The sequence below is a fragment of the Oceanobacillus sp. FSL K6-0127 genome (assembly GCF_037983385.1).
GTDB classification, from domain to species: domain Bacteria; phylum Bacillota; class Bacilli; order Bacillales; family Amphibacillaceae; genus Oceanobacillus; species Oceanobacillus profundus.
In genome coordinates, this window is the sequence record NZ_CP150287.1 from 3,345,392 (window position 1) to 3,358,438 (window position 13,047).

The following is a 13,047-nucleotide window of genomic DNA, read 5'->3' on the forward strand; positions in this document are numbered from 1 at the left end:
TATCTCAATTGACTATATTGTACTTTAGCTAAATTATATCTCCTCCTTTCACTTGTTTCTAATACAATTATTACTTAAGGACCATTACAATCAGTTCCATCTTCATTTTACAAACTTACTGTCTCATTACTTCTCATGAAAAGACCTCATTAGACTTCCCTGCTCAATCTAGATTACAAGCAGATAAACTAGCCCATACAGTTTTTTATTTTTATGCATGTTCTAATATTTTAAGAACCAACTTGCCAACAAAAGTCTGTGCACTTGTTGGGTTAGCCCTATTTAAAATACTTTGTATTTTACAAGTTATGCGTTCCAAAAACTCCCCTGAAAGTTTCTTCTGTTAACTTTCAGGGGAGCATTATTATACCTTTTCAAATTTATTCACCTGTATCTGCAAATCGTTTAATTCGCTCTTCTATTTCATCACGAACTCGCTGGAATACTTTCCATTTCTCCTCTTCGGTACCTTTTGCTTTTGCTGGGTCATCAAAGCCCCAATGCTCTCGTCTAACATGTGACGGGGTTACTGGGCATTTATCTGCCGCATCTCCGCAAAGCGTAACAGCCAATGTTGCATTGTTCAAGAATTCGGTATCAATTATTTCAGAGTTTTGTTTGGATATATCAATATCCACTTCTTTCATTGCTTTTACTGCATTCGGATTTAATCCATGTGCTTCAATTCCGGCACTTTTGACTTCCCAACCATCACCGAGATATTTCTTCGCCCATCCTTCTGCCATTTGGCTTCGGCAGGAATTTCCTGTACATAAAAAGTAGATTGTTTTATTAGACATCATCAAGCTCCATTTCTTTTATTATTTCACTAATTCATGTTAAAAAAGTAAAAGTGTAAAATATAAACCGAGTAAAGTTATGAACAGTATAGGCATTGTGAGGACAATACCGGTTTTAAAATAAGTTCCCCATGATATTTTCACGCCTTTTTTTGACAACACATGCAGCCAAAGTAAGGTGGCAAGTGAACCAATCGGTGTAATTTTCGGACCTAGATCCGATCCAATTACGTTCGCATATATTAATGCTTCCCGGATGACACCTGTTGTATTTGTTTCAGAAATTGCAATAGCATCAATCATAACAGTCGGCATATTATTCATAACGGATGATAGAACAGCTGCGATGAATCCCATTGCTATTGTTGTCACAAACAATCCCTGTTCTGCAGCTGCTTGAATAAGATCAGCCAATAGATTTGTTAGTCCGGCATTACGCAGACCAAAAACGACCACGTACATTCCAATTGAGAAAAAGACGATATTCCATGGTGCATCTTTTATAACAGCCGTTGTGTTGACCACTTTACTTTTTCTTGCCATTTGAATAAAGAAGATGGCAATGACTCCTGCAACTAACGAAACAGGGACCTGAATAAACTCGCTCGTAAAGTAACCAATAAGTAGGATTCCTAGTACATACCAGGATAAATTGAACATTTTCGCATCCCGAATTGCATCATTCGGCTCTTTTAATTTTGACAAATCATACGTTTTAGGGATACTTTTTCTAAAGTAGATTAATAACACAATAATCGTCGCAGCCAATGAGAACAGATTTGGAATAATCATCCGTGATGCATATTCCACAAAACCAATATTAAAAAAGTCTGCTGAAACGATATTAACTAGATTACTAATGATAAAAGGCAGTGAGGTTGTATCGGCAATAAACCCACTAGCCATTATAAAGGGAAAGACCATTTTTTCCGTAAAATTCAAATTTCGTACCATTGCAAGCACAATCGGAGTTAGAATTAATGCCGCTCCATCATTTGCAAAGAATGCTGCCACAACTGCACCAAGCAAACTAATATAAACAAACATTTTTATACCGTTTCCTTTTGCAATTCTCGCCATATGTAAGGAAGCCCATTCGAAGAACCCAATTTCATCTAATATTAAAGAAATAAGTATGATTGCTACAAATGTTAAGGTTGCATTCCATACAATACCCGTCACTTCAATTACATCTTCAAAATTAACGACACCAACAATAAGCGCGAATATTGCACCACCCATTGCTGACCAGCCAATTGATAACCCTTTAGGCTGCCAAACAACTAAAATTAGCGTACCTAAAAAGATTAAAATTGATAAAATAACCATTACTGACAAAACCTTACCCTCCAATTAACAACACGTCATTCGTGTACCATTTTCTTCTAAAACTTTTAATTTTTCGTCTTGATCTGGCAATTGTTTAAGAATCTCTGCAACGAATGAATAATACGCATTGTTCTTATTTACCGAGTAAAAGATCCATTGCCCCCTTCGTTCTTCCTTTACCAATCCAACATCCTTCAATTTACGTAAATGCTGACTAATCGCTGGCTGACTCATTTTAAAAATCTCCACAAATTCGCATACACAGCAATCATGAGAATCTAGTATTTTAACCATCGTTAGACGGGTTTTATCACCTAATAATTTTAAAATCATTGCTGCTTTTTCCATTTCAACAGCCGTTTTGAACATGGATTATCCCTCCTACTATTTTTACATATCATTATATAATTATTTGCTTATATATACAATGACTTTTTCGATTAGATTGATTTTTAGGTACTAAAACAAACATATAGATGGAATTGGAATCATTGAAGTTAATATGTACTATAAAGCACATTTACAATAAAAGCCCCGTCTCTCTCAAGATTTGAGAAAAACTGGGCTTTGTTTTATGGAATCTCCCTGTTTTGTTTAACCTGTTTTAAAATTATATTGCTATGGGGAATACTTGGTATGCTCACCATGCTGTAACTTAAATCCTGGTTTGGTACTTCATAATTCATCTGATTAACCAAATAATCAAGACTTACTTTCATTACCTCAATGGTGACCCACTCTCCAGCACAGCGATGCCCCATAAAATGGTCACCGCCACCTTGCGGAATAAAGTTAAAAGGACTTCCATCCCATTTAGCAAACCGATTAGGATCGAAAATATCAGGATTCTCCCAAATTTCAGGATCATGATTTGTACCATAAAGATCAAGCAATGTTAATGTACCTTCTTCAAATTTATAGTTGTTCCAAGTGAAATCCTTTTTTACCAACGCTGCTACAAATGGAAAAAATGGATAAAAACGACGGACTTCCTGTACGAACATCTGAGCATATCTTTCATCAGACGTTTTAAGCTTCTCCCTTTCTTTCGGATAATGGTGCAATGCCAGTACAGTGAAATTGATGAATATAGCAATTGCCACAATTGGTCTCAAGATATTAATGACTTCCACAGAAACCGTATCGGTATTCAAAAGATTTCCTTTTAAGTCCCGGTGCCAGCTAAATATATATAAAGCGGTATCCTCTTGTGGATTTAATTCCCCTCTGCGCACCTTATCAACCAATTCACTCAACCATTTTTCTACTTTATTTCGTGCATGTCTTCCTGACCAATGGTTTGGACCCACAGCAGCTGGTGACTCAAACATCGCTGCTAAGTCTTTTGTCACTTCCTTCACATCCTCTTCTTCCAAAGGAACACCTGCCCAATGGCAAGCTGTACTGCAAAGGATCTCTTTTACTTCCTCATAAAGAACAAGCTCATCCATCTGTTCCCATTTAACAAGCGCTTGATTCCATTGTTTTTGCGCAATTTCTCTTAATCTTTGGAGCCCCTCAGGAGACATAATGGACATAAACATTCCCTTCCGTTGTTTATGTTCACGACCATCCAAAGCCTGAACACCATTCTTCCCAAACAATGTTTGAACTACACGATTTGGTGCTGCATCTTCTCTTTTGAATTTCTCCGTATCATAGAAGACTTCCGCAGCGGCTCTTCCTCCCATGCAGATCGCTTTCTTTCCAAGCAATCGGGTTTCAAAAATTTCAGAACTAAAACTGTGTCGCCTGTTCAAAATATACATATATCCTTCTCTCATAAGGCTCAAGCTATGATCTATCCCTTCCTCACGAGGCATTTGATTTGTATCAGACATATTGCCATCTCCATTCTGTGATATTCTCCTTTTTATAACATTTCCCTATTTACGCTTTAAAAAACTTGAATCGCCAGGAAGGTTCACATGGAAATTTGGGAGAAATAATAAGAGTTGGGATATAACGACAGTGTTTCATGTTAAAGACGCACGATGCTCAAACTTAGTGAAGGAAAAATACGTAGACTCCTGCGGCAGGAAAGGCATAGGTGAAACACCGTAGTGCGATAGCAAAAAGGGGGCTCACCAGCTGCCATTGGATGCGCGGAGTATATTTCCTTAGCGAATTATTTTGCAACAATTATACTCGGTTTTTATTCCCTAAAAATATTTTTGTCCTAGCCTCTGTTCGTTAAAAGTTAACTTGATTCAAAGCTTGAATCCGTTAAAATAAAAGTCAACACTGTTCCCCATACGAAAACGATACCGTAAAATAGTCTTTGCAGTAATCCTGCTGGGAGTGGTACAAAGAATAGAAGAATAATTAGGACAAAAATTACAATGAGGGCAAATAAGCAAATATAAGTCCAACGTTTACCATTATTTAACATCTTTGCATAAATCCATAGTCCAGGCAGAACAGTAATCATACCAATTTGCGCTGCGATTGAATGCCAGAAAAAATCGACATCAGCAGGTATAAATCCAGACACAATATTCCCCAAAGCTAGGATAATAATGAAAATGGTTGCCAATTTGGTTCTTACTTTTTTCTCTAAGTATTGCGCCAAGTACAAAACACCAACCGTCATTGTGATTCCATTTATGATAAATAACACATTCATCCATAAATGATATGGTGAACAAATTTCATGTGGTGCAATCGCGTACGTAAAATGTCCACAAGATGTAACGCCAAGATCACTCATTGCGTGCTGCATTAGACTATATGGAGCTGTTGAAGTCATCATAAAAAATGGCTCTATAACAAAATAAAAGCAAGTAGCTAACCAGCTGATTATTCCGACTTTTCTAGGTATCGTTAACAATAGAATTCCCCCTTTTTCTTATCTTTCCATGGTAATAGATATCTTAGTTCCTAATTAATAGATCACACAAGAACGTTATATACTATATTTATGTATACTTTATTTATGATAATACTTACCCGTATCTCAAAGTTCAATTACATTTCTTAAAAAATTCAGGTCTGCCACAATAAGATTAAAAATCCCTTGCTTATAATACAAGGGATTTTTTAATTCTTTCATATTTTACACGATGCAGTATTCTTCCTTAATTCTCTCAATCTATTGAACGTTTTATCATTCATTGGCTGCCAATCACCAATTCACTTCCAGCCTCGTTCATATTGCTTTGGAGCTTCCAAATCATATCCAAGTTCATTGGCTGCTTCTCTGGCCCAATATGGATTTCTGAGTAAGGCCCTGCCAATGAACACAAGATCTGCACGCTCATTTTGTACAATCTCTTCAGCCTGAATGCCATTAGTAATTAAACCAACTGCCCCAGTAGCTATTTCTGAATTACGTCGAATTACTTCACTATGCTTCACTTGGTATCCAGGGTATGGTTTGATACGTGCTGGCACCACTCCGCCAGTACTGCAATCAATTAAGTCAACACCCTGTGCTTTCATCTCTGTTGTAAAATAGATGAAATCTCTCTCCGCATTTCCTTGTTCGTTGTATTCATCAGCAGAAATACGTACGAAAAGCGGACCATCCCATTCTTTTTTCACTGCCTCGATAACCTCACCTAGAAAACGATAGCGATTTTCCCTGCTTCCACCATAGTCATCCTTACGCTTATTTGTAAGTGGTGATAAAAATTGATTGATTAGATAACCATGTGCCGCGTGAATTTCGATCATATCAAAGCCTGCTTCTTTTGCACGTCTAGCTCCATGTTTAAAAGCTTCAATTGTCGCTTTGATAACTTCCACTGTCATTTCAACAGGTTTTATTGACTTCTCATCAAATGGCAAGGCAGTAGGTGCATATATAGGGTGCTTCAATTTAGCTTTTCTTCCGGCATGTGCCAATTGAATCGCTGATTTCGCACCATAGCTATGAATTTCTTTGTTTAAATTTTTCAATCCCAGAATATGCTTGTCATTCCATATTCCTAAATCCTGATCTGAAATTCGCCCTTCATGTTGAACAGCTGTTGCTTCCACCATAATTAATCCAACTTGGCCAACAGCACGAGAAATATAGTGTGATAAATGAAAAGGAGTAACTAGTCCGTCCTTATCCACTGAAGAATACATACACATTGGAGACATAACGATACGATTTTTCAATGTAATTCCCTTAATATCAATTGGTGAAAAAAGTTTTGCCATTCTATCCTTCCTCCCTGTTCCAATATACTTCTATATCTTTATTATATAAAAAGACAACATTTAATCTAAACATGTGCATTTTGGCATATACACCATAAAAGGAAATTTAAACTTCAAACACCTTAATTTTTGCGTTGGGCATCAACACTTCTTCAGGTTTAAACGTTGCTAAGGCTTCTCCGTTTTTGACCTTGTTAACCCAATCATGATTAGCCAAGGCACCTTTACCTAAAGTGACTAAACCAGCTTCTCCATTCTCGATGATTTCGCTAGCTTTTTTTGGATCCTCTAAATGACCGTTGGCGATTACAGGAATTTTCCCGTATTTTTCGGCAAGAGAAACAAGCGATGGTCCGTTTGTATCGAACGCAGGCTTCCATGCTTCGTATTCGGTAACATGGATAAAATCAACTCCTGCTTCTCCCAAGCTTCCAAATATGATTTCAGCATCTCGCTCTTTCCCGGACCACTTATGTGCATAATCATTAACTTTCGCTTGAGAAATCCGAATACCAACAGTGAACTCCTCTCCAACCGCTTTCCGAATCGCCTTAGATACTTCTACCAATAAACGTACCCGATTTTCCGTCGAGCCTCCGTATTCATCTGTGCGCTGATTTGTATAATCAGTCAGAAATTCATCAAGCAAGTAGCCATTGGCTCCATGAATTTCAATCCCATCAAATCCAGCTGATTTCGCACGCTTAGCAGTTTCAACAAACCCGCATATCACTTCTTCAATCTCTTCCTTTGTTGCTTCTCTTGGCATTGCGTATTTTCCAATTCCTTCATATATTTCACTTTTTTCTCCTTTGGGCTGAACGGCAGAAGGAGCAATTGAATCTTGATCAAAAGGATTTCCATGAACGAGAGCACCTGAATGCATAAGCTGTGCAATAATTTTCGAACCTGCTTGGTGAACTGCATCAACGACTTGCCTCCATGCTTGTTCTTGTTCATTATTCACCATACCTGGCTGATCCATATAACCTGGACTATGCTTATCATCGGTATAAATGCCTTCGGTGATGATTAGCCCAAATCCTCCTATAGCAAATGATGTATAATAAGATGCCATCTGATCTGTAGCCAAACCATTAGGTGTTGCACTAATGCGCGTCATTGGTGCAACACCTACCCGATTATATAATGTTGTATTACCTAATGTAACGATGTCAAATAACGATTCTGTATCTTGCATTATGAACACTCCTTTTTTGACTTCAAGATATATTTTTAACAAAAGCAATATGCTTATTTAAGGTCCTCTTCTTTAAGATCGAAACCATTATCACATATTGTGGGTACTATTTTATTGTAATTCACCATCTGAGTTTAGTAAAATAGATATTATCGAACGATTAGTTCACTAAAACCGAACTATAAAGGAGAGAGTTGTATATGGAGCTTCGTCACCTTATTACATTTAAAACAATTGTTGAAAGAGGGGGGTTCAAAAAGGCTGCTGAACACCTTGGATATGCTCAATCTTCTGTTACAACGCATATTCAGGAATTAGAAGAGGAGGTAGGCAAGCCTTTATTTGATCGGTTAGGCAAGAAAGTTATTATGACTCATTATGGTGAACGACTTCTTTCTTATGCAATTAAAATCATTGACTTACACGCTCAAGCTTTAAGTACGGACGAGGAACCAACTGGTGACCTTATAATTGGTATATCGGAGTCACTGACAATTGATCGTGTTCCACCCATTCTTTTAGAATATAAAAAGACTTACCCGAAAGTAAACCTTACACTAAAATCGGTCGAGAATAATATTGTTTCCTCACAACTTCAAAATGGAGATATCGATTTAGTATTGGTATTAGAAGAGGAAGATTGGTCTCTTTCTGAGATTCATTATGAAAAACTAATAAGAGAAAAAATGGTTTTGATTAGTCCCCCAGTGATAGAAGAAGACAATAGGACAGTTCTTTATACGGAGCGATCATGCAGTTACAAGTCTGTGTTTGATGCTTATTTAAGGTATAAAAAGATGGATGTTAAGGAAAGTTTAGATTTTCAAAGTATTGAGGCGATTAAACAATGTGTTCGAAGTGGATTAGGAATTTCTATGGTGCCATACTTTTCCGTGAAAGAAGAAATAGAAAGTAATAAACTAAGAGGAGAAATAGTAGCACCCGAACATCCGGCGATCGCTACATTTCTTGCTTATCATAAAGATAAATGGCTTTCACCGTCTATGAATAGTATGATTTCTATAATACGAAATCATGCTGAGAATTGGATTTGATGGGTTTAGTCACACTATCCTTAGTCCAATTAAAAAAGCTGGTCCCTAATTTTTCAGGAAACCAGCTTTTTTTGTGTATTTTTATGCTACATCATAACCTTGATCCTCAACAGCTTCTTTCATATTATCCAATGAAATTTTAGTTTCATCATACGTAACCTCAACTTTACCAGAGCCCAAATCAACTTCTGCGGCAGTTACGCCGTCTAATTTATTTAGTGCTCCTTCCACTGACATTTTGCAATGACCACAAGTCATTCCTTTAACATCTAATGATTTTGTTTGCATCTAATTTCACCTCCTTTAAAGGATTCCTTTTATAATTTCACTCGTTTTAAGCGAAGTGCATTTGAAACAACACTCACTGAACTTAATGCCATTGCCGCACCAGCAACCCATGGTGCAAGTAATCCAACTGCTGCAACTGGGATTCCTGCTGTATTATAGCCGAAAGCCCAGAAAAGGTTTTGACGGATATTTTTAATCGTCGCATGGCTGATTTTGATCGCTTTTGGAATAAGCAGTAATTCACCACCAAGAATCGTTACGTCAGCAGCTTCAATCGCTACTTCTGTTCCCGTACCAATTGCAATTCCAATATCGGCAATTGCGAGTGCAGGAGCATCATTGACGCCATCTCCAACCATTGCAACCTTCTTACCCTGCAACTGAATTTCTTTCACCTTATCAGCTTTTTCCTCAGGCAAAACTTGAGCGATTACTTGGTCAATACCAACCTGTTTTGCAATGGCCCCAGCAGTTCGTTCGTTATCCCCAGTTAGCATGATAACTTCTAAGCCTTGCGCTTTTAATTCCTGAATAGCTTGAGGTGCTGTTTCTTTAATTGTATCTGCAACAGCAACAATTCCACGATACTCACCATTAATAGCAATCAGCATAGCGGTTTTACCTTCTACTTCGTAATTTACCAATTCTTGTTCCGCACCACCAACTTCGATTTGGTGGTCTTGCATTAATTTTCGATTTCCAACAAGAATGTTATTGCCTAATAGAGCAGCTTCGATACCATGTCCAGGTATAGCACTGAAATTATCTACTTCTACTAAATCAATTTCTTTTTCTGTTGCATATGCGACAATCGCTTCTGCAAGTGGATGCTCTGAACCTTTTTCCGCACTTGCGAGTAATTGTAATGTTTCCTCGTCACCTGTAAAGTTTGTTACTTCTGGTTTTCCTTTCGTAATGGTACCTGTTTTATCAAGAACAATTGCTTCTAACTGATGCGTTCTTTCTAGGTGTTCTCCACCTTTAAAAAGAATCCCACTCTCTGCAGCCTTCCCTGTACCAACCATAATAGAAGTTGGAGTTGCAAGCCCTAACGCACATGGACACGCAATAACTAGTACAGCAATTGCTGCGACTAAAGCTGGTTCAAACTGGCCAGGTTCAACAAGTACAATCCAAGCGGTAAATGTTAAAATGGCAATTACGACAACGATTGGTACAAAATAACCTGAAATGACATCGGCTAATCGTTGGATTGGTGCTTTGGAACCTTGTGCATCTTCCACTATTTTTACAATCGATGCAAGGGCAGTATCTTTTCCTACTTTTGTCGCTTCCATTTCAATCGAGCCATTTTTGTTGATCGTCGAGCCAATGACAGTTGCGTCCACGTCTTTTTCAATTGGTATGGATTCACCAGTAATCATTGATTCATCGACAGAGGTTCTTCCTTTCACAACGATACCGTCTACAGGTATTTTCTCTCCTGGTTTCACAACCAAACGATCTCCAACAATAACTTCCTCCACTGGGATCATCATTTCCTCATTATCTCTCATAACACGAGCTTCTTTTGCCTGTAAATTGAGCAATGAGGATAATGCATTCGTTGTCTGACTTTTCGCTCGTACTTCCAAATACTTACCAAATAAAATCAATGTGATTAATACAGCACTTGTTTCAAAGTATAGATGTGGCATATATGCTGGATTACCAATCGTCTTCAATGCTTCGTATAAACTATAGAAATAAGCAGCACTTGTACCCAATGCTACAAGCACATCCATATTGGCTCCGCCATTTTTCAAGTTCTTATAGGCACCAACATAAAATTGCCAACCAATAATAAATTGAACAGGTGTTGCTAAAACAAATTGGAACCACGGATTCATGAATATATGTGGTATTGTCATATTAAATAAATGAACCAGCATGGTTACTAATAGCGGTGCAGATAATACGGCCGAAATAATTAATTTTGTCTTCATCATTTTAATTTCTTTTTCTTTATGTGTTTGCTTATCTGCTGATTCAGCTTTCGGTTTTGCATCATAACCTACATTTTTGATTTTTTCAATTAACGCCTTCGTATCAACTAATCCAGGGTTAAATTCTATCGATGCCGTTTCGGTTGTTAAGTTTACAGTTGCCTGCTTTACACCCTCTTGTTTATTCAATACCTTTTCAATCCGAGTAGAACACGCAGCACAGGTCATTCCAAAAACATCTAGTTCTGTTTTTTCCATTAAAACACCGTAGCCGACATTCTCAATTTTCTTCGTAATATCTTCCAAACTTGTTTTTTCTGAATCGTAGTCTACGGTTGCCTTTTCCGTTGTTAAATTGACTTGGGCTTCGACACCGTCCATCTTATTTAATACTTTTTCAACTCGAGTAGAACATGCAGCACAAGTCATTCCAGTTATTCCAAGCGTTGCATGATTTGTTTCACTCATCTTAGTCCCTCCTATTTCGAGAACTGCTTCAATACACTCATTAATTCCTCGATGGATTCTTTCCCTTCGCCTTGTTTAATCGCATCACTGACACAATGATTGATATGGCGTTCTGTGACAGAGAAACCTACTTGCTTTAGTGCCGATTGAATGGCACTGATTTGTACTAGAATATCGACACAATATCGATCCTCTTCCACCATTTTCTGTATTCCTCGCACTTGACCTTCTATACGTTTTAAACGATTAATGACTTTTTGAATTTCAGCTTGTGTTCTTGGTTTACTTGGGTGATCATGTAAGAATTTATCCAAATAAATCACTTCCTTTTCTTTTATAATAATACTATACCCCCTCACAGTATTATTGTCAATAAAAAATATAATATGTATGATATCATGGATATTTTTGTTTGCGATAATGAAAATAAAACCTTTCTTGCTAATGTTGTACAAGCTTCTTTTATATTGGATATTGTATCCCTGTTCTTCAATTGCCAAATCTACCTTTTCTTCATTAAATTCACATCAACTTTTCCACACCGTTCAGTTTTCCGACGCTATCCTCTATAGAGTTTTTCACACAATGTCCGCAAGACATGCCCTGTACGTTAAGTATGTGTTTTATTTGTCATTTCAATTACCACCTAATTTTTAATTCTCTTAAACTCCATACCCTTGTTGGGTATGATAAAGTTTCAAAAAAATAAAGTTCATTAGGTACGTGTAATATGATATTTTATATGAATAAAAACCATGTCATAATAACATGGTTTTTAACGGATTTATTAATGACTATGCCCATGATGGTGATGATGTGTCGGTTCGTTTTTTATTTTACAAAGAATTGAATTGTCATGTTTATGTGCCGCTGTTTCCAGTTGTATTGTTATATGCATAATCCCTTTATGTTCTAAATCGTGTTCAATTTTGCGTAACATACGCTCACTTTCTGCAATCGTTAGCTCAGCATCGACAACAACATGGCAAGAAAGTGCATTTAGCCCACTCGTAATTGTCCAGATGTGTAGATCATGAATGCTTTGAATGCCTTTTACTTTTTCGATTGTTTGTATAACATCATTAACATTAACATTTTGTGGCGTTCCTTCCATTAGAACATGAATAGCTGCTTTCGTTACATAGTAGCCACTTCTTAATACAAGAAACGCGACAATAACACTCGCAAGTGGATCTGCCCAGCCCCAGCCAAAGAACATGATAAGCAGTGCAGCAACAATCGCACCTACAGAACCAAGCATATCGCTTAGTACATGTAAATAAGCTCCACGCATATTTAAATTTCCCTCTACATCCGCACCACGCATCATAATCCAAGCAACAAGAATATTAATAGCTAAGCCAATGATGCTGATAATCAACATCCCTGTTGTTGCGACTTCTGGTGGGTTCGCAAAACGTTCTATTGCTTCATAGAAAATAAACAAAGCAATTATAATTAACGTCACACCATTTAATACAGCAGCTAGGATCTCAAATCGTTTGTAGCCAAATGTCTTACTTTTACTCGCTACCTTTTCTCCTAATTTAAATGCAATTAATGCAATCGCTAATGAAATAGCGTCGCTCAGCATATGGCCAGCATCTGCTAGAAGAGCAAGACTATTTGTTAAGTATCCCCCTATCACTTCTACTATCATATAAGTTGTAATGATGAAAAGTGATATCAATAAAACTTTTTTATTTGCACCATGTGTATGGTCATGTCCATGTCCCATGTTAAAACCTCCTACACTTTATATTGTACTGATATATACGAAAAGCATTTCAAAAAGAGATTTATTATATTTT

Annotated in this window: 12 protein-coding genes and 1 pseudogene; 1 reads left to right on the forward strand and 12 read right to left on the reverse strand. The window is 37.2% G+C overall.

Annotated elements, in window-relative coordinates; translation table 11 throughout:
• Positions 1–380: 380 nt before the first annotated feature.
• From arsC to MHH64_RS16605, 7 genes are all read right to left on the reverse strand, one after another.
• Complete coding sequence (gene arsC, locus MHH64_RS16575) at positions 381–800, reverse strand: arsenate reductase (thioredoxin) (protein ID WP_095311392.1); 420 nt, start codon at positions 798–800, stop codon at positions 381–383.
• A gap of 39 nt (positions 801–839) precedes the next feature.
• Positions 840–2,129: an arsenic transporter gene (locus MHH64_RS16580; RefSeq protein WP_340003283.1), complete on the reverse strand. Its 1,290-nt coding sequence runs from the start codon at positions 2,127–2,129 to the stop codon at positions 840–842.
• A gap of 24 nt (positions 2,130–2,153) precedes the next feature.
• Positions 2,154–2,498 (reverse strand): metalloregulator ArsR/SmtB family transcription factor, encoded by a 345-nt coding sequence (locus MHH64_RS16585; RefSeq protein ID WP_095311390.1) that lies wholly within the window; start codon positions 2,496–2,498, stop codon positions 2,154–2,156.
• A 203-nt stretch (positions 2,499–2,701) separates the two neighbouring features.
• The gene (locus MHH64_RS16590) at positions 2,702–3,970 is read right to left on the reverse strand and encodes a cytochrome P450 (protein WP_118889716.1); all 1,269 of its coding nucleotides are present in this window, start codon (positions 3,968–3,970) and stop codon (positions 2,702–2,704) included.
• 359 nt (positions 3,971–4,329) lie between these two features.
• On the reverse strand, positions 4,330–4,965 hold the full coding sequence (locus MHH64_RS16595; protein WP_340003284.1) for a DUF998 domain-containing protein: 636 nt from the start codon (positions 4,963–4,965) through the stop codon (positions 4,330–4,332).
• 296 nt (positions 4,966–5,261) lie between these two features.
• Positions 5,262–6,278 (reverse strand): NADPH dehydrogenase NamA, encoded by a 1,017-nt coding sequence (namA, locus tag MHH64_RS16600; protein WP_340002044.1) that lies wholly within the window; start codon positions 6,276–6,278, stop codon positions 5,262–5,264.
• A 106-nt stretch (positions 6,279–6,384) separates the two neighbouring features.
• Entirely contained in the window at positions 6,385–7,479 is a 1,095-nt protein-coding gene (locus MHH64_RS16605) for an NADH:flavin oxidoreductase (RefSeq protein ID WP_340002045.1), read from the reverse strand.
• 200 nt (positions 7,480–7,679) lie between these two features.
• Here MHH64_RS16605 and MHH64_RS16610 point away from each other — a divergent pair, with 200 nt between their 5' ends.
• Positions 7,680–8,534: a LysR family transcriptional regulator gene (locus tag MHH64_RS16610; protein WP_118889713.1), complete on the forward strand. Its 855-nt coding sequence runs from the start codon at positions 7,680–7,682 to the stop codon at positions 8,532–8,534.
• 81 nt (positions 8,535–8,615) lie between these two features.
• Here the strand turns inward: MHH64_RS16610 and copZ are convergent, their stop codons facing one another.
• From copZ to MHH64_RS16635, 5 genes and pseudogenes are all read right to left on the reverse strand, one after another.
• Entirely contained in the window at positions 8,616–8,822 is a 207-nt protein-coding gene (gene copZ, locus MHH64_RS16615) for a copper chaperone CopZ (RefSeq protein WP_118889712.1), read from the reverse strand.
• A gap of 29 nt (positions 8,823–8,851) precedes the next feature.
• Complete coding sequence (locus MHH64_RS16620; RefSeq protein WP_340002046.1) at positions 8,852–11,236, reverse strand: heavy metal translocating P-type ATPase; 2,385 nt, start codon at positions 11,234–11,236, stop codon at positions 8,852–8,854.
• Between the two features lie 11 nt (positions 11,237–11,247).
• Positions 11,248–11,550, reverse strand: coding sequence for a metal-sensing transcriptional repressor (locus MHH64_RS16625; protein WP_095311480.1), 303 nt, complete (start codon positions 11,548–11,550; stop codon positions 11,248–11,250).
• A 214-nt stretch (positions 11,551–11,764) separates the two neighbouring features.
• A pseudogene (locus MHH64_RS16630) lies at positions 11,765–11,836 on the reverse strand (copper resistance protein CopZ); the annotation flags it as partial.
• Positions 11,837–12,023: 187 nt separating this feature from the next.
• On the reverse strand, positions 12,024–12,974 hold the full coding sequence (locus MHH64_RS16635) for a cation diffusion facilitator family transporter (RefSeq protein WP_095311377.1): 951 nt from the start codon (positions 12,972–12,974) through the stop codon (positions 12,024–12,026).
• Positions 12,975–13,047: the final 73 nt, after the last annotated feature.

Coding starts and splice junctions, on each gene's coding strand:
- namA (WP_340002044.1), bottom strand. CDS start 6,278: ATGGCAAAACTTTTTTCACCAATTGATATTAAGGGAATTACATTGAAA.
- arsC (WP_095311392.1), bottom strand. CDS start 800: ATGTCTAATAAAACAATCTACTTTTTATGTACAGGAAATTCCTGCCGA.
- MHH64_RS16610 (WP_118889713.1), top strand. CDS start 7,680: ATGGAGCTTCGTCACCTTATTACATTTAAAACAATTGTTGAAAGAGGG.
- MHH64_RS16590 (WP_118889716.1), bottom strand. CDS start 3,970: ATGTCTGATACAAATCAAATGCCTCGTGAGGAAGGGATAGATCATAGC.
- MHH64_RS16580 (WP_340003283.1), bottom strand. CDS start 2,129: ATGGTTATTTTATCAATTTTAATCTTTTTAGGTACGCTAATTTTAGTT.
- MHH64_RS16635 (WP_095311377.1), bottom strand. CDS start 12,974: ATGGGACATGGACATGACCATACACATGGTGCAAATAAAAAAGTTTTA.
- MHH64_RS16605 (WP_340002045.1), bottom strand. CDS start 7,479: ATGCAAGATACAGAATCGTTATTTGACATCGTTACATTAGGTAATACA.
- MHH64_RS16620 (WP_340002046.1), bottom strand. CDS start 11,236: ATGAGTGAAACAAATCATGCAACGCTTGGAATAACTGGAATGACTTGT.
- MHH64_RS16585 (WP_095311390.1), bottom strand. CDS start 2,498: ATGTTCAAAACGGCTGTTGAAATGGAAAAAGCAGCAATGATTTTAAAA.
- copZ (WP_118889712.1), bottom strand. CDS start 8,822: ATGCAAACAAAATCATTAGATGTTAAAGGAATGACTTGTGGTCATTGC.